Raw genomic sequence first — 25188 nt, forward strand, 5'->3', positions numbered from 1 at the left:
CGAAACTGTGGCGGCGGAGGGTCGGAACGGGGCCCGGCCGACCGAGCGGGCCGGTCGAGCCCCGTCGTCCCTCAGCCGGCCTGCTTCACCCGCATGTACCACTCCACCAGGCGGCGGACCTGCCGCTCGGTGTAGCCGCGCGCGACCATGCGCTCGACGAACTCGCCGTGCTTCTTCTCGGTCTCGCCGTCCTTCTTCGAGCCGAAGGAGATCACCGGCAGCAGCTCCTCCACCTGGGAGAACATCCGCCGCTCGATCACCTCGCGCAGCTTCTCGTAGCTGGTCCAGCTGGGATTCCGGCCGCCGTGCTGCGCCCGGGAGCGCAGGGCGAACTTCACCACCTCGTTGCGGAAGTCCTTCGGGTTGGCGATCCCGGCGGGCTTCTCGATCTTGGTCAACTCCTGGTTCAGGAGCTCCCGGTTCATGAGCTGGCCGGTCTCGGCGTCCTTGAAGTCCTGGTCCTCGATCCAGGCGTCGGCGTAGTCGATGTACCGGTCGAACAGGTTCTGCCCGTAATCGTGGTACGATTCGAGGTAGGCCTTCTGGATCTCGTGGCCGATGAACTCCGCGTAGCGCGGGGCCAGTTCGGTCTTGATGAATTCCAGGTACTTCTTCTCGGTCTCGGGCGGGAGCTGCTCGCGGCGCAGCGACTGCTCCAGCACGTACATCAGGTGCACCGGGTCGGCCGAGACCTCGGTGGTGTCGTGGTTGAAGGTCGCGGCCAGCACCTTGAAGGCGAAGCGGGTCGAGATCCCGTCCATGCCCTCGTCGACGCCGGCCGTGTCCTTGTACTCCTGCATCGAGCGGGCGCGGGGATCGACCTCGCGCAGGGACTCGCCGTCGTAGACCCGCATCTTCGAGAAGACGTTGGAATTGGCGTGCTCGCGGAGCCGCGACAGCACCGAGAACCGCGCCAGCATCTCCAGCGTGCCGGGGGCGCAGGCCGCGTCCGACAGCTCCGAGCCGGAGATCAGCTTCTCGTAGATCCGCTGCTCCTCGGTGACACGCAGGCAGTACGGGACCTTGATCACGTAGATCCGGTCGATGAAGGCCTCGTTGTTCTTGTTGGTCTTGAAGGTCTGCCACTCGGCTTCGTTCGAGTGGGCGAGGATCACGCCGGTGAACGGGATCGCGCCGATATTCTCGGTGCCGACGTAGTTGCCCTCCTGCGTCGCGGTGAGCAGCGGGTGCAGCATCTTGATCGGCGCCTTGAACATCTCGACGAACTCGAGGATGCCTTGGTTCGCCCGGTTCAGGCCGCCCGAGTACGAGTAGGCGTCGGGATCGGCCTGCGACAGCGTCTCCAGCCGCCGGATGTCGACCTTGCCGACGAGCGAGGAGATGTCCTGGTTGTTCTCGTCGCCCGGCTCGGTCTTGGCGATGGCGATCTGGCGCAGGCGCGACGGCCGGACCTTGATCACCTTGAAGCGCGAGATGTCGCCGTTGAACTCGTCGAGGCGCTTCAGCGCCCAGGGGCTCATCAGGCCGGTCAGCCGCCGGCGCGGGATGCCGTAGCGGCGCTGGATCTCCTCGCCCATGGTCTCGGGGTCGAACAGGCCCAGCGGGCTCTCGAAGACCGGCGACACTTCGTCCCCAGCCTTGAGTACGTAGACGGGGTGAACCTCCATCAGGAGCTTCAGCCGCTCGGCCAGCGACGACTTACCGCCGCCCACCGGCCCGAGCAGGTAGAGGATCTGCTTGCGCTCTTCCAAGCCCTGCGCGGCGTGGCGGAAGAACGAGACGATCCGCTCGATCGTCTCCTCCATGCCGTAGAATTCGCGGAAGGCCGGGTAGGTCCGGATCGTCCGGTTCATGAAGATCCGGCCGAGGCGCGAATCCCTGGCGGTGTCCACGAATTCCGGCTCGCCGATCGCCGCGAGGATGCGCTCGGCGGCCGAGGCGTACATCAGGGGCTCGTCGCGACAGGCCTCCAGGTACTCGGAGAGCGTCATCTCCGTGTCGCGGCGGGCCTCGTACCCTCGGGCGAAGCTCTGGAAAAGGTCGTTCGTCGCATGCATCGGCATTCGATAACCCTCTCAGACCGTGACAGCTTCATCCTGTCTCGGCTCGGATGCAACCGACAGGCCCGCTTTTGTCGCAGTGCGGCGAGCATGGCGCCCGGCATGTCGATTGCATGCAACACTCCGGAGCGCTGAAGGCGTCACGGACGAGACTCCGTGACGCCCCCGGACGGCTGACCGAGCGGCAGGACTGGCCAGATACCGTTTCGGCCGGAGCCTGCTCACAAATCCGTGCCCTCTTTCTTGCCGTCGTCTCCTGATTTGGTCCCCGCGCCCCCGACCGTGATCTTGACGGTCTGCGTCTGGACTTGGCCGTCGGAGCTCTTGACCTCGAACGTCACTTCGTCGGTGCCGGTGAATCCGTTGTTGGGCTGGTAGAACAGCGCCTGGACGGCCGCTTCCTTGTTGGGACAGCGGTAGCTCGCCGGCGTCTTCAGCTTGCCAACCTTGGTGATCACCGACCCGTTCTTCGGCGGGCCCGAGACCTTGAACTCCGGCATCGGCCCAGGAGAACAATCCTTCTTGAGGTTGGGCGCGATCTCGATGCGGACCGTCTTGCCGGGCGCCACCGTCTTGGTTCGGCTGGACGGCGTCTGGGCCAGGGCGGGCCCGGCCAGTGCCATGCTCCCTGCGAGCAGCGCGGCGAGCGGACGTAGGGCAATCATGGCAGCGTCTCTCCAGTGCCGACCCGGGACCTCTCCCCGGACACGCGTCCGGATGTCCCGTTCATCGGTGGAGACCATGTGGGGACGCCGCGCACGGGCGTCGAGGGCTCGGGCGGCGGGTTAATTCTGGAGGGCCGCCGCGACGATCCCGGTGATGCGGGCGATCTGCGCCGCGTCGAACTCGCCGGCCAGGGCGGCGGCGAGCCGCCCCTCGACCCGCGCCCGCTCCCCGGCATCGGCCACCGGCACGGGGGGAATCTCGTCCTCGGCCAGCCGGCAGACCCGGCGAATCGTCTCGGCGGCCGCCAGGAGTTTCTCCCGGTCGGTGGGACCCATCTCCCAGAGCGGGTTGCGCAAGCGGCTGATCACCCGCTTGGCGTCGCGATAGTCCCGGTCGACCCCGGTGGCCGCCTCGATCTGGCTGACGAGGAACATCAGCTCCAGGACTTCGGACGCCGCCTCCGGGCAGGAGCGGACGATCCGCATGATGCGGGCCATCAGTTCCTGGCTGGGCGTCAACTTGGGTTTGGGCGCGGCCATGCGGGCGACAACGCGACGTGTTGCCGGAAAGTTCGCCCGCCGCGCGCGGTGCCGGGGTCGTCGAGCCCGGCAGGCCCGCTCAGGCCCGCTCAGGCCTCCATGTCGGGCAGGTCGCGCAGCCCGTCGAGCAGGGCGCGGCAGGCGCGCAACTCGTCCAGCGCCTCGGCCAGGGCCGCCCGGTCCGACGCGCCGAATGTCGCGCCCCCGGTCCCGCTCCGGGCTCCCGCCTCGGTCTCGACCTCCTGAAGCAGCGGCTCGGCCGCCACGGCCTCGCCGCGGCCGACGGCCTGCACGAAGCGGACGCCGTTCTCCTTGAGGACCCGCTGCGCCCCCGCGATGGTGTAGCGCTGCACGTGCAGGAGATGGCGGATGCCGGCGACGAGCTCGATGTCCTGGGGCCGGTAGTAGCGGCGCCCCCCCGCCCGCTTCACGGGGCGGATCTGGCCGAAGCGGGTTTCCCAGAACCGCAGGACGTGCTGGGGCACGTCGAGCTCTTCGGCCACCTCGCTGATCGTCCGGAACGCGTGGGCGCTCTTCTCGCCGATCCCGGTCGGCGGTTCGTCGGTCGAGGCGGCGAGGGCTGGCGGCATGGGCGTCTTACGGAGCGGGGCGAAGCGGCCCGATCTTGCCGGCTCGCGGGGCCGCACTCAAGCCTGAAGAGCCCGCCCGAAGCGCTCGCCGACGCGGCCGCATTCGCGGCGCGCTCACTCGTCGTCGTGGTCGCCCGCGCCGTTCAGGCCGTTGATCTTGGCCTTGAGCACGTTGGAGGGCTTGAACACCATCACCTGCCGCGGCTCGATCGCGACCTCGACCCCGGTCTTGGGATTGCGGCCGACGCGCTTGCCCTTGCTGCGGACCACGAAGGAGCCGAACGAGGACAGCTTCACCGTCTCGCCGCTCGCGAGGCAGCTGCAGATCTCGGACAGCACGGTCTCGACGAGGGCGGCCGACTCGGTCCGCGACAGGCCCACCTGGTGGTAGACGGCCTCGCTCAAGTCGGCGCGCGTCACCGTCTTGCCTGCCATGCCGTGTCCCCTCGCCCGCGTCGCTCGCCCCATGACGCATGGCGCAGCACCCTTGGCCGCGCCGAACGCTGAAGGCGTATCCCTATGATCCGGCACGCTAATCGGCGCTCCGCCCCCGGTCAACCGCGCCGGGACAGCGAATCGTTTCGGGCGCGCCGCCCGAAACGCTACCAGCGGATCAGCGCGGCGCCCCAGCTGAACCCGCCGCCGATCGCCTCGATCATCACGAGGTCGCCCGCCCGGATGCGGCCGTCCCGCCGCGCCACGTCGAGGGCCAGGGGTATCGAGGCCGCCGAGGTGTTGCCGTGGCGGTCCACCGTCAGGACGATCTTGTCCCGGGCGACACCGAGCTTGTCGGCCGAGGCCTCGATGATCCGGCGGTTGGCCTGATGCGGCACGAACCAATCGAGTTCCTCCGCGGTGATGCCCGCCTGCGCGAAGGCCTCGACGATCACGTCGGTGACCTGCCCGACGGCGAATCGGAACACGTCGCGGCCCTCCATGCGCAGGTGGCCGGTTGTGCCGGTGGAGCCGGGGCCGCCGTCGACGTAGAGCTTCTCCCGGTGGCGTCCGTCCGACCGCAGGCTCGCGCTGAGGACGCCGCGGTCCCCGGCCCCCTCCTGCGCCTCCAGCACGACGGCGCCGGCCCCGTCGCCGAACAGCACGCAGGTGGTGCGGTCCTCCCAGTCGACGATCCGCGAGAAGGTCTCGGCGCCGATCACGAGGGCCCGGCGGGCGGCCCCCGTGGTCAGGAACTTGTCGGCGGTCGAGACCGCGAAGACGAAGCCGGCGCACACCGCCTGCAGGTCGAAGGCCGCGCCCTGATGGATGCCCAGTGCCGCCTGGATCTGGGTCGCGGTCGCCGGGAAGGTGTGATCCGGCGTCGAGGTGGCGCAGATGACGAGGTCGATGTCGTCCGCGCTCAGCCCGGCATCGTCGAGGGCCGCCCTGGCGGCGCGCGTACCGAGGACCGAGGTGGTCTCGTCGGGTCCCGCGAGGTGGCGCTGGCGGATCCCGGTCCGCTGGACGATCCACTCGTCGGACGTGTCCACCCGCTCGGCGAGGTCGGCGTTCGTCACCACCCGCGCGGGCAGGCTCGAGCCGGTCCCGACCACCACCGAGCGCAGAGGGGGGACGCGCCGGTGCTGCTCGGGGTCAGTGCGGAGGGTTGCCATCATTGTCCTTCCCGGACGATCCAGCTTCACAATCGCCGGTTGTGAAGCCGCGGGCGTCCGATTTCCATCCCGTCCGTCGACGGAGGCCCGGTGCCGGCGTCAGGCCGGCGCCAGCGCCGCCGTCTGGTCGAGCATCTCGCGGATCGTGCGGATCATGTCGTGGCGCGCCATGTCGTGCGCCAGATCGATCGCCGCGGCGAAGCCCTGCGCGTTCTCCGAGCCGTGGCTCTTGATGACGATGCCCTCGAGGCCGAGGAACACCCCGCCGTTGGCCCGGCTCGGGTTCATCTTGTCCTTGAGGGCCTTGAAGGCCTGACGCGCGAACAGGGCGCCGATCTTGGCGGCCAGTGTCCGGGTCATGGCGGAGCGCAGATAGGTGCCGATCTGCTTGGCGGTGCCCTCGGCGGTCTTGAGGGCGATGTTGCCGGTGAACCCCTCGGTCACCACCACGTCGACCGTGCCGCGCCCGAGATCGGTGCCCTCGACGAAGCCGTGATAGGTCAGCCCGGGGCCCTCCATCTCGCGCAGGATCCGGGCGGCCTCCTTGACCGCCTCGTTGCCCTTCATCTCCTCGGTGCCGACGTTGAGCAGGCCGACGGTCGGACGCTCGAGGTCGAACACGATGCGCGCCATGGCCGAGCCCATCACGGCCATCTCGACGAGGTGCTCGGCATCCGTGCCGATCGTGGCGCCGACGTCGAGCACGACGCTCTCGCCGCGCACGGTCGGCCACAGGCAGGCGATGGCCGGGCGCTCGATGCCCGACATGGTCTTCAGGCAGATCTTCGACATCGCCATCAGCGCGCCGGTGTTGCCGGCCGACACGCAGGCATCGGCCTGCCCGTCGCGGACCGCCTGGATCGCCTGCCACATTGACGACTTGCCCCGGCCCTGGCGCACCGCCTGGCTCGGCTTGTCGTCCATGGCCACGGCCACGCTGGTGTGGCGGATCTCCACGCAGTCCTTGAGCCGGGGCTCCTTGGCGACCAGCGGCGCGATCACCGCCTCGTCGCCGAACATGAGGAAGGTGGTGCCGGGATGGCGCTCCCGGGCCAGCGCCGCGCCGGGCACGACCGTGGTGGGCCCGTGGTCGCCACCCATGGCGTCGAGCGAGATGCACACGCGTTGGGACATGTCGGTAGCGGGTCGCGGGTCTCGGCGGGAAAGGGGTCGGACGGCGGCGGGACGGGGCCCGCCGGGCGCGGCGGACCATAGCGATACCGGCCCGGCGGGCAAATGAAATCGGGCGGCCGGCGGTTCCGGCCGGACGCGGCGGCCTCAGCCGTCGCGGTCGCGGAGCTTGCGCAGGCCGTCGAGGGGTCCGGCCTCGTCGCCCGCCACGACCGGCTCGAAGGCGATGCCGGGCTTGCGCGGGTACGGGTCGAGGCCCAGCGCCAGGAACTCGGCGGTGAGCGCGCCGAAATCGATGCGGCCGCCGACCAGGGGGTCGGGGATGTCGGCGTCCTCGGCATCGGTGCCGGCGAGCCGGTCGGTGTCGGTGAACACCACCTCGACCGGCTCCCGGACCGGCGCCTCGAAGGGTTCGAGGCTGACGGTGCAGACCTGGGTCACCAGGGCCTCCACGGTGCCGGTCACGGTGAGGCGGCTGGTCGCCCCCTCGATGGCGAAGCGCCCGACGAGGTCGCGGATCCCCGGGATGCCGAAATCGGCGGCCAGCGCCGCGCACTCGGCCGGGCTCGCCTCCACGGTGACGGCGCCGCGCCCCTGGGGCAGGCGCTCGACATTGACCCAGCGCGCGAGCGGGAAAGCGTCCTGGCCGGCATCGCGGCTGCTGGCATCGCGGCTCATGCGCGTCCTCCGTGGTCAGGGCCGGCCGGTACCGGCGCGAAGCCGTCGGGCTCCGGGAAGGGCGGCCCGGCCGCGAGCAGCCCGTCGAGATCGGCCCCGGCGAGGGCGGCGTCGGCCGCCCGCACGTAGGCGGCGAGACCGCGCCCGTCCCCCTCGCCGCCGAGCACGTTGCGGACGAGGGCGGCCGCCAGGGCCGCGGCGTCGCCGGCCTCCAGGGCCGCGTCGTAGCCCTCGGCCCGGCCGTAGAAGGCGGCGCCGAGCTTCTTCATCCGCTTGGACACGCCCATGTCGCCGACGCCGAGTTCGCGCAGGGAGGCGTCGAGCTGGGTGAAGACCGAGTTCACCAGATCCTGCGCCACCTCGGCGGCCGGCGGCGGCAGCCGGTTCAGCCGGCGCAGGACCAGGATCGCGTGCAGGCACAGGGATTCGAACCGGCCCTCCACGGTGTCGGGCACGCCGAGATCCGTGTAGAGGCCCGGCCGGCGCGCGGCCTCACTCAGGGCGACGTGCAGCCCCTCGACGGCGCGGCGGCGCGCGCCCGCGCGGCGGAACAGCCCGGCGATCATCGGTGTCGAACCCCGGCCCTCTGTGGCCAAGCTTGCCTTGTCAAAGCCATAACCCCGCGGTACGGCAACCCACGCCCAGGGCGCAAGCGCCGTCGGAGCCCCGTGCCGGCGGCGACGGTCGCGCCCCGTCCGTCAACACGCTCTCTGGGGGCCCGATGCGGCGCCGTTTCGTCCAGTCCTTCGCGCGCCTCGCCCTGCTCGGCCTCGCGGCAACCGGTCTGTCGGGCTGCATCGGCGAGGAGCTGCGCCACGGCTACCAGGTCGATCAGGCGGCGCTCGCCACGATCAAGCCCGGCATGGGCCCCGAGCAGGTGCTGCAGATCCTGGGCACGCCCTCGACCGTGTCCACGGTCGGCAACAAGTCCTGGTACTACATCTCGCAGAACACCCGCCGGACGATCATGTTCCTGGGCGAGCAGGTCGAGGACCAGAAGGTCACGGCCGTGTACTTCACCCCCGCCTTCAAGGTCGAGCGCGTGGCGCTCTACGGCCTTCAGGACGGCCGGATCTTCGACTTCATCGAGCGCACCACGCCGACGAGCGGCGCCGACCGCGCCTTCCTCAGCCAGCTGTTCCGCGGCCTGACCCGCTACGAGCCGTTCGGCAGCGGCAGCGGCACCAGCGTCGTGCCGGGCGCGAATCGCGGCATGTGACCGGCCTCGCCCGCCACGAGGCGGGCGATCGCCCCGGGCTCCGGGAACAGGTGCTCGGGGCCGTGGGACACGAGGGCCCGTGGGTCGGTGTAGCCCCAGGCCACGGCGCCGAACGGGCAGCCCAGCGCCCGCGCCGCCTCGAGGTCCCGGATCTCGTCGCCGACGCAGAGGGCCCGGTGCGGCGGAACCCCGGTCCGCGCGAGCAACGCCCGCAGCCGGCGCGCCTTCCCGAAGATCGACGCCCCGCAGGCGTAGCTGCCGATGCGGGCGGCATTGTCCGGTCCGAGCACCCGCCGCACCGTGTCGGCGCGATTCGACGACAGGATCGCCAGCGGCACGCCCGCCGCCGCGATCGCGGCCAGCATCGCCGGGACGCCGGGAAACAGGGCGATCTGCGCGGCGTCGCGGGCGGCCAGCGCGTGCATGTGGCGGGCGATGAGCGGCAGCTTCCAGCGCGGGATGCCGAGATGGGCGACGATCGCCCGGGCGCCCTGGAGCCGGAGCTCCTCCACCTCGTGGGCCTCGACCCGGCGGAAGCGGTAGCGGTCGGCGACACCGTTCAGCACCGAGCAGAACCACCCGAAACTGTCGGCCAGCGTGCCGTCGAAGTCGAGGACGACGAGACCCGGCCCGGTCGCGGCCGGCATCCGGGCCGGCATCCGAGCCACGTCAGGTCCGCAGGTTCTCGAGCGGGACGCTGAGCCGCATCAGGAGACCGCCCGGCGCCCAGTCGTGCTCCAGCGCCCCGTCGAGCTGGCCGGCGACGCTGCGCTCGGCCAGCACCGTGCCGAATCCCTTCCGGGACGGCGCGCCGGCGATCTGCGGGCCGCCCTCCTCGCGCCAGGTCAGCGTGTAGCGGCCCGCCTCGCGGGTCCCGCTCAGCGAGACGCCGCCCTCCCGCGTCGACAGGCCGCCGTACTTGACCGCGTTCGTCGCCTGCTCGTGCATGATCAGCGCGAGGGCCGTCGCGGTGCGCTCGCCGATCTCGGCATCGTCCCCCGAGATCACCACGCGGGCGCGTCCGTTCTCCTCGTAGGCGGCCATGATCAGGCGCATCAGCCCGAGCACCGTCTGGCCAGCGACCGGCGGGGCGCTGTCGGGGGAGTGCGGGCGGACGTATTCGTGGGCCCGGGCCAGGGCGCCGAGCCGCTCGCGGAACGCGGCCACGAAGGGCTTGGCCGCGGGGTCGGTCCGCGCGGTCAGGGCGGCGAGGCCGCCCACCACCGCGAAGATGTTCTTGATCCGGTGCGACAGCTCGCGGATCAGCAGGTCGCGGGCCTCCTCGGCGCGCTTGGCCTCGCGCAGGTCGCGGGTGACGGTGGCGTAGCCGAGCTCGGTCCCGGTCGGGTCGCGCACCGGGAAGATGTTGTAGAGCACCGCCAGGGGCTCGCCGGTGACGAAGTGCCGGAAGGCGAGTTCGCCCTCCCAGAACCCGTCCCGGCGCACCGCCGGCATCACGGTCTCGGCCAGGATCCGGCGGCTGTCGTCGGTGAAGAAGTCGGGCACCTTCTTGGCGCGGGCGGCGGCGAGATCGGGCAGGCCGACCAGGGCCATGGCCGCCTCGTTGAGATGGGTGATCGCGCCCTCGAGGGTGCTGAGCCCGATGAAGTCCTTGGACGTCTCGACGATCGCCGCGAGCTTGCGGGCCTCGGCCTCGGCGCGCTTCAAATCGTCGATGTCGGTGCAGGTCCCGAACCACCGCTCGATCCGCCCCTCGGCGTCCCGGATCGGCATGGCCCGCCCCAGGGTCCAGCGGTAGTCGCCGCTGTGGTGGCGCAGGCGATACTCGATCTCGTAGGGCTCGCCGGTCGCGAGGCAGTGGCGCCACCGCGCCCAGGCCCTGTCCTGGTCCTCGGCATGGAACACACCGTTCCAGCCCTCGCCGTCGGTGGAGCCGTAGGGGACGCCGGTGAACTCGTACCAGCGATCGTTGTAGTAGTCGTGGAACCCGTCCGGCCGCGTGGTCCAGACCATCTGGGGCATCGCCGAGGTCATCACGCGGAAGCGGCGCTCGCTCGCGGCGATCTCCGCCTCGCGGGCGGCGACCTGCGCCAGCGTCCTGCGGTGCTCCAGCAGGCTGGAGATCTGGCGCGCCAGCGCCAGCAGGGTCGCGGTCTGCTCCGAATCGAGCCCCTCCGGCCGCGGGACGCGGTCCAGCACGCACAGCGCGCCGAGCGGGATGCCGTGGCTGCCGCGGATCACCGCACCCGCGTAGAACCGGAAGGCCGGTGCCCCGGTCACGAGGGGATTCTCGGTGGTCCGGGGGTCCGCGGTCAGGTCCGGGATGACGAGAAGGTCGCCGGCCTCGATCGTGTGGGCGCAGACCGAGCAATTGATCGGCAGCTCGCGCTTGCCGAGGCCCACCTCCGACTTGAACCACTGCCGCTCGGCATCGACGAGGCTGACGAGCGCGACCGGCGCCCGGCAGACATAGGCGGCGACCCGCACGAGGTCGTCGTAGAGCGGCTCGGGCTCGGAATCGAGGATCGCGAGATCGCGCAGTTCGGCGATCCGGTCGGCGGCGCGCCAGCGCCCGTCGGTCGGTCCGGCTTCCGCGAGCGCGTGAGGTGCAGGCACATCCATGGTCCTGCCCTCACATAGGCGCGCGACGGCCCGCTGCCAAGGAACCGCCGCGGTTTCCTGCCGCAGCCCTCCGGGCCGCGGCAGGGCGCGCGACCGCGGCGCGTCAGGCGGCGCGGGACTCGGTCAGGGTCGGGTAGTCGACGTAGCCCTCGGGGCCCTGGCTGTACCACGTCGCGGCGTCGTCCTTGGCGAGCGGCGCCTTCCTGGCGATCCGCTCGGCGAGGTCCGGGTTGGCGATGAAGGTCCGGCCGAACGCGATGGCGTCGGCCTCGCCGGCATCCAGCGCCTTCTGACCGCTGACCCCGTCGTAGTCGGCGTTCAGGATCATCGGGTTGCGGAACACGCGCCGCATCGCCGGGGCGATCGGCGGGTGGTCGGCCTTGCCGAAGGTGCCGTTCGGCCCCGGCTCGCGCATCTCCAGGAAGGCGATCCCGGCATCGGCGAGCGCCTGGGCGGCGGCGACGAACAGCGGCTCCGGGTTCGAGTCGTTGCAGCCCTGGATCGCGCCGTTCGGCGAGAGGCGCACGCCGGTGCGCTCCGGCCCGGCGACCTTCGCCACCGCCTCGGTCACCTCACGCAGGAGCCGTACGCGGTTCTCGACGGACCCGCCATACTGGTCGGTGCGGTGGTTGGTGCCGTCGCGGAGGAACTCGTCGATCAGGTAGCCGTTCGCGGCGTGGATCTGCACCCCGTCGAACCCGGCAGCCAGGGCGTTGGCGGTGGCCCGCTCGTAATCGCCGAGCAGGCGCGGGATCTCGGACACCTCCAGGGCGCGGGCCTCGCTGTAGGGCTTCTTGCCGGAATAGGTGTGGGCCTGGTCGGGCGCCGTCGTGGCCGAGGACGAGACCGGCTTGGCGCCGCCGAGGAAGTCCGAATGGACCATCCGGCCCATGTGCCAGATCTGACAGACGATCTTGCCGCCCTTGTCGTGCACAGCCTTCACGATCGGCCGCCACGCGTCGACCTGGGCGTCGGACCAGATGCCGGGCGCGTAGGGCCAGCCGAGCCCCTCCTGGCTGATACCGGTGGCCTCGGTGAGGATCAGGCCGGCGCCGGCGCGCTGGGCGTAGTACTCGGCCATGATCGGGGTGGGCACGTGCTCGCGGGTGCCGCGGCCGCGGGTCAGCGGCGCCATGAAGATCCGGTTCTTCGCCTCGATGGCGCCGATGCGGATCGGGTCGAGCAGGGACGGCATGGGTTACCTCGTGCTGGTGCGGCGGGGGCCGCGTCCGGGTTTTAATCCGGCGCCGAGGTGGCGCTGCGGCGCCGCGATGCCAAGGTGCTGCGCCGCGGGACTGGCCGTCGCGTGCGGGGGCGCACACGGCGAAACGGGAAGGGCCGGGCTCGCGGAGAGCCCGGCCCCGTCGGCCGATCCGGTCTTCGCGGAACTCAGCTGTGCGCCAGCACGGCGAGCAGCAGTAGGGCGATGATGTTGGTGATCTTGATCGCCGGGTTCACCGCCGGACCGGCGGTGTCCTTGTAGGGGTCGCCGACCGTGTCACCGGTCACAGCCGCCTTGTGGGCGTCGGAGCCCTTGCCGCCGTGGTGGCCGTCCTCGATGTACTTCTTGGCGTTGTCCCAGGCGCCGCCGCCCGAGGTCATCGAGATCGCCACGTAGAGGCCGGTGAGGATCACGCCGAGCAGGCTCGCGCCCACGGTGGCGAAGGCCTGGTTCTTCCCGGCGATGAACTGGATCACGAAGAACAGCACTATCGGCGACAGGACCGGCAGCAGCGACGGGATGATCATCTCCTTGATCGCCGCGCGGGTGAGCATGTCCACCGCCCGCCCGTAATCTGGCCGGTCCGTGCCCTGCATGATGCCGGGCTTGGCCCGGAACTGGCGTCGGACCTCCTCGACCACCGCGCCCGCCGCGCGCCCGACCGCCGTCATGGCGATGCCGGCGAACAGGAACGGGATCAGGCCGCCGAGCAGCAGCCCGACCACGACGTAGGGGTTGGAGAGCGAGAAATCGACGCTGACGCCCTGGAAGAAGCGGTACTGCGTCGGGCTCGCATGGGCGATGAAGTAGTTCAGGTCCGACGTGTAGGCGGCAAACAGCACCAGCGCGCCGAGACCCGCCGAGCCGATCGCATAGCCCTTCGTCACCGCCTTGGTGGTGTTGCCGACCGCGTCGAGGGCGTCGGTCGACTTGCGCACCTCCGAGGGCAGGCCCGCCATCTCGGCGATGCCGCCGGCATTGTCGGTGACCGGCCCGAAGGCGTCCAGCGCCACGATGAAGCCCGCGAGCGCCAGCATGGCGGTGACCGCGATGGCGATGCCGAACAGGCCGGCGAGCGCGTAGGTGCTGATGATGCCCGCCACGATCACGATGGCCGGCAGCGCGGTCGATTCGAGCGAGATCGCCAGCCCCTGGATCACGTTGGTGCCGTGGCCGGTCACCGACGCGTCGGCGATCGACTTCACCGGGCGGAAGTTGGTGCCCGTGTAGTACTCGGTGATCACGACGATCAGCGCCGTGATGGCGAGCCCGATCACCGCGCAGCCGAACAGCGCGGCCGACGTGAAGGTCAGGCCGGTCGAGGTGGTGAAGCTCGTCGAGAAGCCGCCGAGCAGGGTCATGTTGACCGCCGCGATCGCCGCGATGGAGAGCACGCCGGCGGCGATCAGCCCCTTGTAGAGCGCCCCCATGATCGACTGGTTCGCGCCGAGCCGCACCGCGTAGGTGCCGGCGATGGAGGTGAGGATGCAGGCCGACCCGATGGCGAGCGGGTACAGCATCATCGGCTCGAGGACGTCGCGGTTGCTCCCGCCCGCGCCGGAGAAGAAGATCGCGGCCAGCACCATCGTGGCGACGACCGTGACCGCGTAGGTCTCGAACAGGTCGGCCGCCATGCCGGCGCAGTCGCCGACATTGTCGCCGACGTTGTCGGCGATGGTGGCGGGGTTGCGCGGATCGTCCTCCGGGATGCCGGCCTCGACCTTGCCGACGAGGTCGCCGCCGACATCGGCGCCCTTGGTGAAGATGCCGCCGCCGAGGCGGGCGAAGATCGAGATCAGCGAGGCGCCGAAGCCGAGCGCCACGAGGGCGTCGATCACCTCGCGGCTCGACGGCTCGAGATGGGCGGCGCGGGTGAGGAACAGGTAGTAGAGGGCCACGCCGAGCAGCGCGAGGCCCGCCACCAGCATGCCGGTCACCGCCCCCGACTTGAAGGCAACGTCGAGGCCGCCGCCCAGCGAGGTCGAGGCGGCCTGGGCCGTGCGGACGTTGGCCCGCACCGAGACGTTCATGCCGATGAAGCCGGCCGCGCCCGACAGCACGGCGCCGATCAGGAAGCCGACCGCGACCTTGATCCCGAGGAAGACGGCGAGGAGGACGAACAGGACGACGCCGACGAGGCCGATCGTCGTGTACTGCCGCCGGAGATAGGCCTGCGCGCCCTCGGCGATGGCGGCGGCGATCTCCTGCATGCGCTGCGTGCCGGCGTCGCGCCGCATCACGTCGAGGATCGTGACGATGCCGTAGGCGACGGCGCAGAGCCCGCCCGCGATGATCAGGACCAAGGGAATCATTCGACCGTCCTTGTTATTATCGTGCCTGGCGTTGGCTTGTGATTGTCGAGCTTGGCCGCCGGACGACGGCCATGGGACGCGGCGCTCGGATTCGGGGCTTTCCTTCCCAGAACAATGCCTTGATTGCCAAACTTCGCCGGGGAGCGCAAACGCCGCGTCGGCGGGCGACGCCGGGAATCGGGTCTCACGACCCGCGGGCCAAAAAGCCCTCGAACCCGCAATGCTGCATTATGTTGCAGATCTGGTTTCCCGCCGGCCGCTGCACCCGGTTCCATGGGCGCGAGCCCCCTCTTCCGTGCGGGAGAGGGGCCGAGCGCGGCTCCCGCGAGCGGAGATGCCCGTCCCCCGAACCGGAACATCACGAACGCGAGCGGCTCGAGCGGCCGTTAACGTCGCCTTAACCAACCGATATTCTATTTTTGGTTGTATTCGGACGAGGGACTCGCCATGAGCAGCGACCAGGCCGACAGGTTGGCGGCGACCATCGAGGTGTTGAGCGGCGCGGTCGGCTTCCTGATCGCAGAGCGGGTCGCGGCGCAGCCGGTCACGATCCAGGACGACCTGCTCTGCGTGCTGCAGCGCGCCCTGTCCCGGGCGCCGGGCGCGGGCGGGGACCCGGCCGGCCGCTGGATCCCGGTGGTCGCCGCCGCGATGATCGGCGAGGTCCGGCGCCAGATCGGCCACCCGGTCGGGGATTCCGCCGGCCCGATGATCTCGGGACCGGACGCGATCTGGGCGTCAGAAGTGGCTGAAGGCTCCGGCCGCGAACACGCGCTCGGCGCCATCGCGCATTTCGAAGCGCGGCGGGCCGTCGCCTGAGGTGACGGTGCCGATGGCGGCGACGGCGATCCCGGCCGCCGCGGCCTCGGCCCGGAAATCCGCCAGGCGCTCCGGCGCGACGGTGCAGAGGATCTCGTAATCGTCGCCGCCGGTCAGGACCGCCTCGATCAGGGCGGGGTCCGCCGCGCAGGCGCACCGGGCCGCCTCCGAGAGCGGCACGTCCGCCGTCGCCACCCGGGCGGTGCGGCCCGCGCCCAGCATCTTGGCGAGATCGCCCGCGAGGCCGTCGGACACGTCCATGGCCGCCGAGGCGTGGCGGCGGATGGCCGGCGCGGCGGCGAGCCGCGGGCGCGGGTGCAGGTAGCGGTCGGCGAGTTCGGCCCGCAGCGCCGGATCGAGGCCGCCCAGCCAGGGGGCGTCGCCCTCCAGGCGCATCCGCAGGCCGAGGGCGGCGTCGCCGATCGTGCCGGTGACGCAGATCCGGTCGCCGACCCGCGCGGTGGTGCGCCGCACGATGGCGCCGGTCGGCAGTTCGCCGAACACGCTCACCGAGATCAGCGCGGGGCCGCCGGAGCGCACCGTGTCGCCGCCCAGCAGCGGGCAGCCGGCCACCTCGGCCGCCGCGCCGAGCCCCTGCGCGAATCCGGCGAGCCAGGCCTCCGTCCAGTCGTCGGGCAGCGCGAGGGTCAGCAGGAAGCCGCGCGGGACCGCGCCCTTGGCGGCGATGTCGGAGAGGTTCACGCCGAGCGCCTTGCGGGCGATCGAGGCCGGCGGATCCTCCGCGAAGTAGTGGACGCCCGCCACCACGGCGTCGGCAGTGAGGACGAGGTCGTGGCCCGGCGCGGGCGTCAGCGTGGCGGCGTCGTCCCGGAGCCCGTCGGCGCCCGGCCCCGCGAGCGGGGCGAAGTAGCGGGCGATCAGCCCCTCCTCGGAGGCGCGGGCCGGCCCGGCCAAGACTCAGGCCTTCCCGGCCGACGGTTTCCCAGCCGCAGCTTTGCCGGGGAGCGGCTTGGACGAGCCCGGCTTGCCCGAGGCCTTCGGGGCCCCGACCTCGCCCGGCCGGACCTCCCGGGCGACCCGGTCGAGGACGGCGTTGACGAGGCCCGGCTCGTCGGCCGTGTAGAAGCTGTGGGCGACGTCGACGTATTCCGAGATCGCCGCGGCCGCCGGCACGTCGCGGCGGAACATCAGCTCGTAGGCGCCCGCCCGCAGGATCGCCCGGAGCACGATCTCGATGCGGCGCAGCGGCCAGCCCTGCGCGAGGGCCTGGTCGAGCTTGGGGTCGATGGCGCGCTGCTCCTCGACCGTGCCGCGCAGCAGGTCGCGGAAGAACGCGGTCTCGGCCGGGGGATGGGCGATCCCGTCGACCTCCTGGCCGATCCAGAAGGTCTCGAACTCGGCGAGGGCGTCGAGCACGCCCTTGCCGGAGACGTCCATCTCGTAGAGCGCCTGCACCACCGCGAGGCGGGCGCCGCTGCGCAGGCTGATCTTGGCGGGGGCGCCGGCGGTGCCGGTGCCATTCTCCGCGCCGGTCTCCGGCTGGGTCTCGGGGGTCCCGGTCATGGGTGTATCCGTCATCGCGGGCGCGCGCCTTCGGCCGCACGCTTCAGGGCGAGCACGCCGAGCGCCGCCTCGGCGGCGCCGCCGCCCTTGTTCATCTCGGCGACCCGGGCGCGGGCGAGCGCCTGCGCCTCGGTCTCGACCGTGAGGATGCCGTTGCCCAGCGGCACGCGGCGCTGCACCGACAGGTCCATGAGCGCCCGGGCGCTCTCGCCGGCGACGATGTCGTAGTGGCCGGTCTCGCCGCGGATCACGCAGCCGAGCGCCACCACGGCGTCGTAGGCGCCCGTGTCGAGCAGGATCGCCACGGCGGCGGGGATCTCCAGGGCCCCCGGCACGGTGACCACGGTGGCCTGCGCGTCGGCGGCCGCGATCGCCGCCAGGGCGCCGGCCAGGAGTTCGTCGGCGATCGCGTCGTAGTAGCGCGCCTCGACCACGAGGATCCGGGCGCCGGCGAGCGCCGGGTCGGTGGGCTTGGGCGCCGAATCGGCGCGGGTATGGGCGACCATGGCTCTCGTCCGGCCGGGTTTTCGGGAACGGGCGGGCGGCACGTCGGGCACCCGCACGGGGGAGGACGGTTAGACCGAAGCGGCCGGCGCCACAAGCCGCGCGGGATCGCCCCCGGCCCGCGCCGCGGCCGCGGCGGCGCGCCCTACCCGACCAGCGGCGGCAGCGGCGGGGCCGCGGGGCCGCCCTCCGGCAGGGCCGTGCGGGCGACGTTCATCGTCATGGCGAGCAGCGCGTAGTAGCCGTTGATGCCGGTCAGATCGATCGCCCCCTGCTCGCCGAAGCGCGCGACCAGGGCCGCGTAGGTCGCGTCGCTCACCGCGCGGTTGCGCATCAGCTCGGTCGAGAACGCGTAGGCGAGGGCCTCGTCGGCGCTCATTGTGTCGGGGCGGCGCCCCGCGGCCAGCGCTCGCGCGGTCTCGGGGGTGACTCCGGCCTCGAGGGCGATCGGGTGGTGGATCGCCCATTCGACCGGCTGGCTCCACTCCCGCGCGACCACCAGGATCACGAACTCGCTGATCCGCAGTGGCAGGACGCTGCCGTAGCGCAGGTACTGGCCCATCCGGCTCGCGCACAGCATCAGCTCGGGGCTGCGCAGGAGCGGCACGAACGGCCCGAAGACCGGGACGCCGCGCTCGGCCCGGAACGCGGCCGCCGCCTCTTCCTGCGCCGGGGACAGGCCGCCGGCCGGGATCTCCGGCATGCGCTCCGCGCTGGTCTGCCCGCTGGCCATGCGTTTCCCCTCCGTGCTCCGGCGCCGACGCGCGGCCCGCTCTGGATTTCCGGTGCCCGTGCGCCTAGACCATTGGGGCTCACCGGCACGCACCGCGCCCGACCGGGCGGCGATCCCTGAACGCCAGCGAGGCTTACGGCTTTGGCCCTCCCCGTCAACGAACGCCGGCGCATCATGCTGCTCACGGGCGCGAGCCGGGGCATCGGCCACGCCACCGTCAAGCGCTTCTCGGCCGCGGGTTGGCGCGTGATCACCTGCTCGCGCCACGCCTTCCCGGAGAACTGCCCCTGGGAGATGGGGCCCGAGGACCACCTACAGGTCGACCTCGCCGACGCGCAGGACACGGTCCGCGCCGTCGAGGAGGTGCGGGGCCGGCTCGCCGCCGAGGGCGGGGTGCTGCACGCGCTGGTCAACAATGCCGGGATCTCGCCGAAGGGGCCGGAGGGCGAGCGCCTCGGCGCGCTGGCCACCGAGTTCGACACGTGGCAGCGGGTCTTCCAGGTCAACCTCTTCGCCACGATCCTGCTGGCCCGGGGCCTGCGCGAGGAACTGGCCCGGGCCAAGGGTTCGGTCGTCAACGTGACGTCGATCGCCGGCTCGCGCGTCCACCCCTTCGCGGGGGCGGCGTACGGCACCTCCAAGGCGGCGCTGGCGGGCCTGACCCGCGAGATGGCCGCCGATTTCGGGCCGCTCGGCGTGCGGGTGAACGCGATCTCGCCGGGCGAGATCGACACGTCGATCCTGTCGCCCGGCACCGAGAAGCTCGTCGAGCAGATCCCGCAGCGCCGGCTCGGCACGCCTGACGAGGTCGCCAAGGCGATCTACTTCCTGTGCACCGAGGCCTCCTCCTACGTGAACGGCGCCGAGCTCCACATCAACGGCGGCCAGCACGTTTGACCAGATCGGTCGCTTCCTGGGGCGCTTCCGCGCGCACGGTGTTACCGCGCCGACACCCGGCGGCGCGCCGCGGGCGGGTCGCGCTCCTCCTGGGCCTCCTCGCGTGCGTCGCGCCCGTCGCGGGGGCGCGGGCCGAGCCCGGGATCCGGATCCTCGACCTGCCCTTCAAGGTGCGGGCGCTGCGCGGCTCGCGCAGCGAGGCCGCGGTCTCGGTGGCGACGTCCGGGCTCCTGCCGATCACCGGCAACACGGCAGGGGGAAAGGCCGGCACGCAGGGCGGCGGACAGCAGGCCGGCGACGAGGAGAGCGCGCCGATCGCCGTGGTCTGGGGCGACGACGGCGGCGCCGTGCTCGCCCTCGCGGAGGGCGGCGTCACCGTGCGGCCGATCGGCCGGGACGCGGTCGAGGGGCTGACCGCCGCCGAGACGCCGCGCGGGGCCCTGCCGGGCTCGCGCCGGGCCCTCTCGGGCCCCCTGAGCGCCTATCTCACCGGGCGCACCCGCGCCCCCGACGGCGGCGCGGCCGCCGCGGTGCTGACGATCCGCGAGCGCCAGCCGATGGCGGTGAGCACCGATCCGAAGCCCGTCCCCGTGGCCACCGTGACGGTGCCGGCGGGGGGCGAGGCCGTGTTCGCGCCGCTGCGGCCGCGCCTGCTGCGCCTCGGGGACCGCCCGGCGCTGCTGGCGGCGACGCTGTCCGGCGCGGATGCCGGTGGCCTCGTGCTGATCGACCGGCCCGCCGGCGATCCGGGCGCGGCCTGGGCCGTCGCCGCCCGCACGCCCGCCCAGCCGGGCCCACCCCTCAAGATCGCCGGCATCGCGGATTTCTCCGGATCGGGCGCCACCCAGGCCGCGACGGTCAGCGCCAAGGGCCGGCTCCAGCTCTGGACGCTGCGTCCCGACGCGATCGAGCCCGCCGGCGAGGCCGCGGGCTACGCGGCCGGCGACGGCGATTCGGATCTCGCCGTGACCGTTCCGGCCGGCGGCAGCCCCGAGCTCGTCCTGCCGGTGGCGGGCCGGCCGGAGATCGCCTTCGTGGCGGCCAAGGGCGGCCTGCGCGAGCGGGCGCGCGTGCCGCTGCCGGCCCCCGCGGAGACCGGCATCGTCGTCCTCGGCGAGGGCGCGGCGGCGCGGCTGCTCGTCGGCCTCGCCGACGGCCGGGTGGCCGTCGTGGCACCGGACGGGGGCAAGCCGTGACCGCGGGCGCACCGGATCCCGACAGCCGGCTGTTCCCGGCCCGGCCCTTCGTGGGCGCGTCGATCGCGGTGATCCGCGGCGAGCGGGTCCTGCTGGCGGCGCGGGCCAACGAGCCGATGCGCGGCGTCTGGACCCTGCCGGGCGGCCTCGTGGAGGCGGGCGAGTCCCTGGCCGAGGCGGCCCTGCGCGAACTGTCCGAGGAGGTCGGCCTGCCCGCCGAGGTGGTCGGCGTGCTCTCGCCCACGGAGATCATCGTCCGGGACGAGGCCGGCCGGGCCCGCCACCACTACGTCGTCCACCCGCACGCCGCCCTGTGGTGCGGCGGCGAGCCGGTGGCCGGGCCCGAAGCCTTGGGCACCCGGTGGGCGACGCTCGCGGAGGTCGCGACCCTTCCGACCACCCCCGGCTTGGTCGACACCCTGCGCGAGGCCTTCGCGCGGGTGGCGGCCCGGGGCATGGATGGAACCACGGACGGGAGCGCGGATCGGCACGCGAACCGCGCGGGAATGCCGGGCGGGGAGCCGACGGCGTGAGGCGCCCCGCGACCCTCCTGTGCCTGCTGGCGCTCCTGGCAGGCCCGGTCTCCGCGCCGGCGCTGGCGCAGCAGCGCTCCGGCCGGAGCGGCGCGCCCGCCAAGGAAGCCGCGAAGGAGCCGTCCAAGGAGGCGCCCGCCCCCGCGGACGTGCCCGCGCCCTACGACCGCGACCTGCTGCGCATGTCCGAGATCATCGGGGCCCTGGCGTTCCTGCGGAACCTCTGCGCGGCCCCGGACGCGGCCGACTGGCCGGCCCGCATGAAGGCGCTGATCGACTCCGAGGGCGTGACCCCGGCCCGCCGCGACCGGCTGGCCGGCGCCTACAACCGCGGCTATCGCGGCTACGCGCTGACCTACCGGGTCTGCACGCCCGCGGCCCACGAGGCGGCCGCACGGTACGTCGCGGAGGGCGACCGGCTGTCGCACGCTCTGGCCGGGCGTTTCGGGGGGTGATGCAGGTACAGCACACATACCGGCGATGCCGGCGAAACATCGGATTTGAGCGCTCGCGTTAACCGATCCGAAATTCTCGGCTGGCCGAGCCGCCGGGACCTGCTTATCATCCATTGCGTCCGCCGGGCCCCGTGTCCGGCGCAATGGAAGTATCCGGCCATGCAGCACAGCTCTCACACCGCCCCCATCGAGGTCGATGTCGAGGAGAAACGCGTCGCGCTGAGTTACGTCTCGGAAGCGTTCGCGGAAGGCTGCCTCGATGGTCTCGACGGTGACTGCATGGCCCAGGCCGCCCTGTTCGCGGCTTTTCAGGAACTCGTGACGACGTACGGCGAAGAAGCCACGGCCCGCTACGCGGAGGGATTCCCGGAGCGCATCCGCGGGGGCGCGTTCACCACGACGCTCCAGCATTGAGCAGGTGAGCGCGGACGGTTGAGGCGCGGGCGGTCAGCGACTACGTCCCGGGTCCGCGGTCCGGCCAGCCGGACCGTTCGCGCCCCGAGGAATCGCCGCCCATGCCCGTCGCCCTGCTGCCGGACCGCGCCCTGGTCACCGTCACCGGACCGGACGCCACGACGCTGCTCCAGGGCGTCCTGACCTGCAACGTCGAGACGCTCCAGCCCGGCGAGGCGCGCCTCGGCGCCCTGCTCACGCCGCAGGGCAAGATCCTCTTCGATTTCCTGGTCTCGCGGATCCCCGACGGCTTCCGGTTCGACGTGCTGGCCGACAGGGCCGCGGACCTCGCCAAGCGCCTGACGCTCTATCGCCTGCGCGCGCAGGCGACCATCGCGGCCGACCCGACCGTCGCGGTCGCAGCGGCCTGGGCCGGCGCGGCCCCGCCCGCCGCGGAGGCGCTGGCCGATTCCCGCGCGGCCGATCTCGGCGCCCGTCTCTACGCCGAAGCGGGCGCCTTCTCGGCGGACGCCGCCGAGGCCGACTACCACGCGCACCGGATCGCCCTCGGCGTGCCCGAGGGCGGACGCGACTTCGCCTTCGGCGACGCCTTCCCGCACGAGGCGCTGATGGATCAGCTCGGCGGCGTCGACTTCCGCAAGGGCTGCTACGTCGGCCAGGAGGTGGTCTCGCGGATGCAGCACCGCGGCACGGCCCGGACCCGCATCCTGGCGGCCGTCTACGCGGACGCCGCGCCCGCGCCCGGCATCGAGATCACCGCGGGCGGCAAGGTGCTCGGCACCACGGGCAGCGCCGCGGGGAACCGCGGCCTCGCCACGGTCCGCCTCGACCGACTGGGCGACGCGCTCGCCTCCGGCGAGACCCCGCGCGCGGGCGACCAGCCCGTGACGCTGACGCGCCCCGCCTGCGCGACCTTCGCCATGCCGGACGCGGCGGCGAGCGCGGCCGGGTAGGATCGCGACGTGCGGGATCGGTCCGCGTGACCGCGGCTCGTCTTGCACCGGCGGAAGGGACCGTCGGGGCGGCCGTGCGGCCGCCGCCGCGACGGTGGCGTTCCGCTCCTGTTCTCGTTACCATCGCCGTATGTCCGAGACCGGCCTCATCGACCATCCCGACGGCTGCCCACGCTGCTGGTGGGCCGGGCTCGACCCGCTCTACGTCGCCTATCACGACACCGAGTGGGGCGTGCCCGAGCATGACGGCCGCGCTCTCTACGAGAAGCTGATCCTCGACGGCTTCCAGGCCGGGCTGTCGTGGATCACCATCCTGCGCCGCCGGGACGGGTTCCGCGACGCCTTCGCGGATTTCGATCCCGAGCGGATCGCCCGCTTCACCGACGCGGACGTCGCGCGGCTGATGGCCGACACCCGCATCATCCGCAACCGCGCCAAGATCCAGGGCACCGTCGCGGGCGCCCGGGCGTGGCTGCGGATCGAGGAGCGCGGCCCCGGCTTCGCGCACTTCCTCTGGGACTTCGTCGACGGCCGGCCGGTCCAGGGCACGGCCCGGACCCGCGCGGAGATCGCCACCGAGACGCCGGTCTCCCGGGCGATCGGCAAGGCCCTGAAGGCCGAGGGCTTCTCCTTCTGCGGGCCGACCATCGTGCACGCGTTCATGCAGGCGGTGGGCATGGTCAACGATCACCTCGTCGGCTGCCACCGGCACGGGCCCTGCGCTGCGCTCGGCGGGTCCCGGTGAGCGCGCCGCCGCGCGCGTGGCAGCGCATGCTCTCTGGCCGCCGCCTCGACCTCCTCGACCCGGCGCCCGGGGACATCGAGATCGCCGACATCGCCCACGGCCTCGCCCGGGTCGCGCGCTGGAACGGCCAGACCCGCGGGCCGCACGTCTTCTCGGTGGCCCAGCACAGCCTGCTGGTCGAGGCGGTGGGCCGCCACCTCGCCCCCGGCTGCACCGACCGGGACGGGCTCGAGCTGCTCCTGCACGACGCGCCGGAATACGTGGTCGGGGACATCATCTCGCCGCTCAAGGCCGCCATCGGCGACGCCTATCGCGGCGTCGAGCTCCGCCTGCTCGCGGCGGTGCGCCGCCGCTTCGAGCTGGCCGCCCCCTCGCCCGCCCTCGCCCGGCTCGTGAAGCGGGCCGACCGGATCGCCGCCCACGCCGAGGCGGTGCGCCTCGCCGGCTTCGCGCCGGAGGAGGCCGAGCGCTATTTCGGCCCCTCGGTCGACCTGCCCGAGTCGGTGTCGGCCCTGGCCGGGCCGTGGCCGACCGCCGAGGCCGAGGCGCGATTCCTCGCGCGCTTCACCGCCCTGTCCCCGCCCTGACGGATCTTCGCCCTCGATCCGTCACGATCGCAGGTCACTGGCGCCCCACCATGCCGACCCTCCACGTCTGTCCGCTCTCGCGCCTGCCCGAGACCGTCACCGCCACGGGCGCGAGCCACGTGCTCACGCTGATCAATGTCGGCACGCCGCTGGAGCGGCCGGCCGTGATCGACGCCGCGAACCACGCCATCATCTGGGTCAGCGACATCGCGGCGGCCCGGGACGGGCACGTTTTGCCGGCTGAAGAACACGTGGCCCGGCTTCTCGACTTCGTCCGGACCTGGCCGCGGGAGAAGCCGCTGGTGATCCACTGCTACGCCGGGATCAGCCGCTCGACGGCGGCCGCCTACATCGCGGCCTGCGCGCTGGCGCCCGAGCGCGACGAGGCGGCGATCGCCGACGCCCTGCGGTCCGCCTCGCCCTCGGCGACGCCCAACGCCCTGTTCGTGGCGATCGCCGACCGGATGCTGGACCGCGACGGCCGCATGGTCGCGGCGATCGCCCGCATCGGGCGCGGCGCCGACGCCTTCGAGGGCACGCCGTTCACCCTCGCGCTGGCGTGAACCGAACGCAGGTGCGAAGTGTGGCGCAAACGCCGCCGCGGCCGTCCAAAACGGTGCGGACCCGGCCGGCGGACTGGCCCCCAGGGTTGTGGCGACAGGGGATCGCGCCGTACAAACACCCCCAAAGGAAGTATCTGGGATGAGTGCGAGCAGACCCGAGGTGGCCCCCGCCGCCGGCGACCTGCCCTTCGAGAAGGCGCTGGAACAGCTCGAGGAAATCGTCCGCCGGCTCGAGCGCGGCGACGTGCCGCTCGACGAGTCGGTGGCGATCTACGAGCGCGGCGAGGTGCTGAAGAAGCATTGCGAGGCGCTGCTGAAGCGGGCCGAGGCGCGGATCCAGCGGATCACGCTGGGCTCCGACGGGCGGCCCGAGGGCGTCGCCCCACTCGACATGTCCTGAGGCTCGGCGGTCGAACCGATCCCATCCGTTAGAGGTTGATGCCGTGGCGATTACCCCCGAGCAGAGTGCACTTCTCGACCGCGTTCCGTCTCCTTCGGCGCTGCGGCGCCTTCCGGAGTCGGAGCTGCAGGCGGTGGCCGACGCGGTGCGCGCCGAGATGATCGACGCGGTCTCGATCACCGGCGGCCATCTCGGCTCGGGTTTGGGTGTGGTCGAGCTGACCGTGGCGCTCCACCACGTGTTCGACACCCCCGACGACCGCATCGTCTGGGACGTCGGACACCAGTGCTACCC

General features: G+C 72.5%; 30 protein-coding genes. 13 read left to right on the forward strand and 17 right to left on the reverse strand.

The window, feature by feature from the left end; translation table 11 throughout:
- Positions 1-71 precede the first annotated feature (71 nt).
- The 9 genes from BLW78_RS21025 to BLW78_RS21065 form a co-directional block, all read right to left on the reverse strand.
- Positions 72-2024, reverse strand: coding sequence for a PrkA family serine protein kinase (locus tag BLW78_RS21025; protein WP_020093872.1), 1953 nt, complete (start codon positions 2022-2024; stop codon positions 72-74).
- 218 nt (positions 2025-2242) lie between these two features.
- On the reverse strand, positions 2243-2686 hold the full coding sequence (locus BLW78_RS21030) for an Ig-like domain-containing protein (RefSeq protein WP_026605036.1): 444 nt from the start codon (positions 2684-2686) through the stop codon (positions 2243-2245).
- A gap of 120 nt (positions 2687-2806) precedes the next feature.
- Complete coding sequence (locus BLW78_RS21035; RefSeq protein ID WP_026605037.1) at positions 2807-3226, reverse strand: hypothetical protein; 420 nt, start codon at positions 3224-3226, stop codon at positions 2807-2809.
- Positions 3227-3315: 89 nt separating this feature from the next.
- Positions 3316-3816 carry a MerR family transcriptional regulator gene (locus BLW78_RS21040; protein ID WP_091681863.1) on the reverse strand — a complete coding sequence of 167 codons (501 nt, stop codon included), beginning with the start codon at positions 3814-3816 and terminating at the stop codon, positions 3316-3318.
- A gap of 114 nt (positions 3817-3930) precedes the next feature.
- A complete protein-coding gene (locus BLW78_RS21045) occupies positions 3931-4251 on the reverse strand; it encodes an integration host factor subunit alpha (RefSeq protein ID WP_020093876.1) in 321 nt (106 codons plus the stop codon).
- Positions 4252-4418: 167 nt separating this feature from the next.
- Positions 4419-5426, reverse strand: a complete 1008-nt coding sequence (locus BLW78_RS21050; protein WP_051123757.1) for a beta-ketoacyl-ACP synthase III — start codon at positions 5424-5426, stop codon at positions 4419-4421.
- Between the two features lie 99 nt (positions 5427-5525).
- A complete protein-coding gene (gene plsX, locus BLW78_RS21055; RefSeq protein WP_091681865.1) occupies positions 5526-6560 on the reverse strand; it encodes a phosphate acyltransferase PlsX in 1035 nt (344 codons plus the stop codon).
- A gap of 144 nt (positions 6561-6704) precedes the next feature.
- The gene (locus tag BLW78_RS21060; protein WP_020093879.1) at positions 6705-7235 is read right to left on the reverse strand and encodes a YceD family protein; all 531 of its coding nucleotides are present in this window, start codon (positions 7233-7235) and stop codon (positions 6705-6707) included.
- Complete coding sequence (locus BLW78_RS21065; protein ID WP_020093880.1) at positions 7232-7801, reverse strand: ubiquinol-cytochrome C chaperone family protein; 570 nt, start codon at positions 7799-7801, stop codon at positions 7232-7234. Before BLW78_RS21065 ends, BLW78_RS21060 begins: the two co-directional genes overlap by 4 nt.
- Before the next feature lie 155 nt (positions 7802-7956).
- Here BLW78_RS21065 and bamE point away from each other — a divergent pair, with 155 nt between their 5' ends.
- A complete protein-coding gene (gene bamE, locus BLW78_RS21070; protein WP_020093881.1) occupies positions 7957-8454 on the forward strand; it encodes an outer membrane protein assembly factor BamE in 498 nt (165 codons plus the stop codon).
- On the opposite strand, the gene BLW78_RS21075 is transcribed toward bamE, so the two are convergent.
- The 4 genes from BLW78_RS21075 to BLW78_RS21090 all read right to left on the reverse strand — a co-directional run bounded on the left by BLW78_RS21075 (position 8391) and on the right by BLW78_RS21090 (position 14571).
- Positions 8391-9101, reverse strand: coding sequence for an HAD hydrolase-like protein (locus BLW78_RS21075; RefSeq protein ID WP_244527000.1), 711 nt, complete (start codon positions 9099-9101; stop codon positions 8391-8393). The two genes, bamE and BLW78_RS21075, sit on opposite strands and share 64 nt — an antisense overlap.
- A 22-nt stretch (positions 9102-9123) precedes the next feature.
- Positions 9124-11037, reverse strand: coding sequence for a PAS domain S-box protein (locus BLW78_RS21080; protein WP_091681868.1), 1914 nt, complete (start codon positions 11035-11037; stop codon positions 9124-9126).
- A 103-nt stretch (positions 11038-11140) separates the two neighbouring features.
- Entirely contained in the window at positions 11141-12232 is a 1092-nt protein-coding gene (locus BLW78_RS21085; protein WP_020093884.1) for an alkene reductase, read from the reverse strand.
- A 194-nt stretch (positions 12233-12426) separates the two neighbouring features.
- Complete coding sequence (locus BLW78_RS21090) at positions 12427-14571, reverse strand: sodium-translocating pyrophosphatase (RefSeq protein WP_091681870.1); 2145 nt, start codon at positions 14569-14571, stop codon at positions 12427-12429.
- A gap of 447 nt (positions 14572-15018) precedes the next feature.
- Here BLW78_RS21090 and BLW78_RS21095 point away from each other — a divergent pair, with 447 nt between their 5' ends.
- Positions 15019-15390: a hypothetical protein gene (locus BLW78_RS21095; protein WP_091681905.1), complete on the forward strand. Its 372-nt coding sequence runs from the start codon at positions 15019-15021 to the stop codon at positions 15388-15390.
- Here BLW78_RS21095 and thiL read toward each other — a convergent pair.
- The 4 genes from thiL to BLW78_RS21115 all read right to left on the reverse strand — a co-directional run bounded on the left by thiL (position 15310) and on the right by BLW78_RS21115 (position 18151).
- Entirely contained in the window at positions 15310-16305 is a 996-nt protein-coding gene (gene thiL / locus BLW78_RS21100; RefSeq protein ID WP_091681872.1) for a thiamine-phosphate kinase, read from the reverse strand. The two genes, BLW78_RS21095 and thiL, sit on opposite strands and share 81 nt — an antisense overlap.
- Positions 16306-16308: 3 nt before the next feature.
- Complete coding sequence (nusB, locus tag BLW78_RS21105) at positions 16309-16914, reverse strand: transcription antitermination factor NusB (RefSeq protein WP_170855209.1); 606 nt, start codon at positions 16912-16914, stop codon at positions 16309-16311.
- An 11-nt stretch (positions 16915-16925) separates the two neighbouring features.
- Positions 16926-17420: a 6,7-dimethyl-8-ribityllumazine synthase gene (ribH, locus tag BLW78_RS21110; RefSeq protein ID WP_020093929.1), complete on the reverse strand. Its 495-nt coding sequence runs from the start codon at positions 17418-17420 to the stop codon at positions 16926-16928.
- Positions 17421-17563: 143 nt separating this feature from the next.
- Complete coding sequence (locus BLW78_RS21115) at positions 17564-18151, reverse strand: carboxymuconolactone decarboxylase family protein (protein WP_091681875.1); 588 nt, start codon at positions 18149-18151, stop codon at positions 17564-17566.
- A gap of 174 nt (positions 18152-18325) precedes the next feature.
- Between BLW78_RS21115 and BLW78_RS21120 the strand changes: the two genes are divergently transcribed.
- The 11 genes from BLW78_RS21120 to BLW78_RS21170 all read left to right on the forward strand — a co-directional run.
- On the forward strand, positions 18326-19048 hold the full coding sequence (locus BLW78_RS21120; protein ID WP_041372745.1) for an SDR family NAD(P)-dependent oxidoreductase: 723 nt from the start codon (positions 18326-18328) through the stop codon (positions 19046-19048).
- Between the two features lie 38 nt (positions 19049-19086).
- On the forward strand, positions 19087-20244 hold the full coding sequence (locus tag BLW78_RS21125; RefSeq protein ID WP_244527001.1) for a hypothetical protein: 1158 nt from the start codon (positions 19087-19089) through the stop codon (positions 20242-20244).
- Entirely contained in the window at positions 20241-20777 is a 537-nt protein-coding gene (locus BLW78_RS21130) for an NUDIX hydrolase (RefSeq protein WP_091681879.1), read from the forward strand. The genes BLW78_RS21125 and BLW78_RS21130 overlap by 4 nt, the downstream gene beginning before the upstream one ends.
- Complete coding sequence (locus BLW78_RS21135; protein ID WP_020093933.1) at positions 20774-21232, forward strand: TIGR02301 family protein; 459 nt, start codon at positions 20774-20776, stop codon at positions 21230-21232. The genes BLW78_RS21130 and BLW78_RS21135 overlap by 4 nt, the downstream gene beginning before the upstream one ends.
- Positions 21233-21391: 159 nt before the next feature.
- Positions 21392-21646, forward strand: coding sequence for a hypothetical protein (locus BLW78_RS21140; RefSeq protein WP_012320917.1), 255 nt, complete (start codon positions 21392-21394; stop codon positions 21644-21646).
- A gap of 101 nt (positions 21647-21747) precedes the next feature.
- Positions 21748-22599 (forward strand): CAF17-like 4Fe-4S cluster assembly/insertion protein YgfZ, encoded by an 852-nt coding sequence (locus BLW78_RS21145; RefSeq protein ID WP_091681881.1) that lies wholly within the window; start codon positions 21748-21750, stop codon positions 22597-22599.
- A gap of 130 nt (positions 22600-22729) precedes the next feature.
- Positions 22730-23344 carry a DNA-3-methyladenine glycosylase I gene (locus BLW78_RS21150; RefSeq protein WP_091681883.1) on the forward strand — a complete coding sequence of 205 codons (615 nt, stop codon included), beginning with the start codon at positions 22730-22732 and terminating at the stop codon, positions 23342-23344.
- A gap of 26 nt (positions 23345-23370) precedes the next feature.
- Entirely contained in the window at positions 23371-23931 is a 561-nt protein-coding gene (locus BLW78_RS21155; RefSeq protein ID WP_091681884.1) for an HD domain-containing protein, read from the forward strand.
- 50 nt (positions 23932-23981) lie between these two features.
- Positions 23982-24494 carry a tyrosine phosphatase family protein gene (locus BLW78_RS21160; RefSeq protein ID WP_091681886.1) on the forward strand — a complete coding sequence of 171 codons (513 nt, stop codon included), beginning with the start codon at positions 23982-23984 and terminating at the stop codon, positions 24492-24494.
- A gap of 139 nt (positions 24495-24633) precedes the next feature.
- Positions 24634-24894, forward strand: coding sequence for an exodeoxyribonuclease VII small subunit (locus BLW78_RS21165; protein ID WP_012320922.1), 261 nt, complete (start codon positions 24634-24636; stop codon positions 24892-24894).
- A 43-nt stretch (positions 24895-24937) separates the two neighbouring features.
- Positions 24938-25188, forward strand: a 251-nt coding sequence (locus BLW78_RS21170) for a 1-deoxy-D-xylulose-5-phosphate synthase N-terminal domain-containing protein (RefSeq protein ID WP_280142478.1), incomplete at its 3' end; no start/stop codon positions are given.

Source organism: Methylobacterium sp. 275MFSha3.1 (genome assembly GCF_900108435.1).
In the GTDB taxonomy this organism is placed as follows: domain Bacteria; phylum Pseudomonadota; class Alphaproteobacteria; order Rhizobiales; family Beijerinckiaceae; genus Methylobacterium.

Bases quoted from the DNA above. Each gene is read 5' to 3' on its own strand.
- BLW78_RS21025 (WP_020093872.1), bottom strand. From the start codon at position 2,024: ATGCCGATGCATGCGACGAACGACCTTTTCCAGAGCTTCGCCCGAGGG.
- BLW78_RS21030 (WP_026605036.1), bottom strand. From the start codon at position 2,686: ATGATTGCCCTACGTCCGCTCGCCGCGCTGCTCGCAGGGAGCATGGCA.
- BLW78_RS21035 (WP_026605037.1), bottom strand. From the start codon at position 3,226: ATGGCCGCGCCCAAACCCAAGTTGACGCCCAGCCAGGAACTGATGGCC.
- BLW78_RS21040 (WP_091681863.1), bottom strand. From the start codon at position 3,816: ATGCCGCCAGCCCTCGCCGCCTCGACCGACGAACCGCCGACCGGGATC.
- BLW78_RS21045 (WP_020093876.1), bottom strand. From the start codon at position 4,251: ATGGCAGGCAAGACGGTGACGCGCGCCGACTTGAGCGAGGCCGTCTAC.
- BLW78_RS21050 (WP_051123757.1), bottom strand. From the start codon at position 5,426: ATGGCAACCCTCCGCACTGACCCCGAGCAGCACCGGCGCGTCCCCCCT.
- plsX (WP_091681865.1), bottom strand. From the start codon at position 6,560: ATGTCCCAACGCGTGTGCATCTCGCTCGACGCCATGGGTGGCGACCAC.
- BLW78_RS21060 (WP_020093879.1), bottom strand. From the start codon at position 7,235: ATGAGCCGCGATGCCAGCAGCCGCGATGCCGGCCAGGACGCTTTCCCG.
- BLW78_RS21065 (WP_020093880.1), bottom strand. From the start codon at position 7,801: ATGATCGCCGGGCTGTTCCGCCGCGCGGGCGCGCGCCGCCGCGCCGTC.
- bamE (WP_020093881.1), top strand. From the start codon at position 7,957: ATGCGGCGCCGTTTCGTCCAGTCCTTCGCGCGCCTCGCCCTGCTCGGC.
- BLW78_RS21075 (WP_244527000.1), bottom strand. From the start codon at position 9,101: ATGCCGGCCGCGACCGGGCCGGGTCTCGTCGTCCTCGACTTCGACGGC.
- BLW78_RS21080 (WP_091681868.1), bottom strand. From the start codon at position 11,037: ATGGATGTGCCTGCACCTCACGCGCTCGCGGAAGCCGGACCGACCGAC.
- BLW78_RS21085 (WP_020093884.1), bottom strand. From the start codon at position 12,232: ATGCCGTCCCTGCTCGACCCGATCCGCATCGGCGCCATCGAGGCGAAG.
- BLW78_RS21090 (WP_091681870.1), bottom strand. From the start codon at position 14,571: ATGATTCCCTTGGTCCTGATCATCGCGGGCGGGCTCTGCGCCGTCGCC.
- BLW78_RS21095 (WP_091681905.1), top strand. From the start codon at position 15,019: ATGAGCAGCGACCAGGCCGACAGGTTGGCGGCGACCATCGAGGTGTTG.
- nusB (WP_170855209.1), bottom strand. From the start codon at position 16,914: ATGACCGGGACCCCCGAGACCCAGCCGGAGACCGGCGCGGAGAATGGC.
- ribH (WP_020093929.1), bottom strand. From the start codon at position 17,420: ATGGTCGCCCATACCCGCGCCGATTCGGCGCCCAAGCCCACCGACCCG.
- BLW78_RS21115 (WP_091681875.1), bottom strand. From the start codon at position 18,151: ATGGCCAGCGGGCAGACCAGCGCGGAGCGCATGCCGGAGATCCCGGCC.
- BLW78_RS21120 (WP_041372745.1), top strand. From the start codon at position 18,326: ATGCTGCTCACGGGCGCGAGCCGGGGCATCGGCCACGCCACCGTCAAG.
- BLW78_RS21140 (WP_012320917.1), top strand. From the start codon at position 21,392: ATGCAGCACAGCTCTCACACCGCCCCCATCGAGGTCGATGTCGAGGAG.
- BLW78_RS21145 (WP_091681881.1), top strand. From the start codon at position 21,748: ATGCCCGTCGCCCTGCTGCCGGACCGCGCCCTGGTCACCGTCACCGGA.
- BLW78_RS21150 (WP_091681883.1), top strand. From the start codon at position 22,730: ATGTCCGAGACCGGCCTCATCGACCATCCCGACGGCTGCCCACGCTGC.
- BLW78_RS21155 (WP_091681884.1), top strand. From the start codon at position 23,371: ATGCTCTCTGGCCGCCGCCTCGACCTCCTCGACCCGGCGCCCGGGGAC.
- BLW78_RS21160 (WP_091681886.1), top strand. From the start codon at position 23,982: ATGCCGACCCTCCACGTCTGTCCGCTCTCGCGCCTGCCCGAGACCGTC.
- BLW78_RS21165 (WP_012320922.1), top strand. From the start codon at position 24,634: ATGAGTGCGAGCAGACCCGAGGTGGCCCCCGCCGCCGGCGACCTGCCC.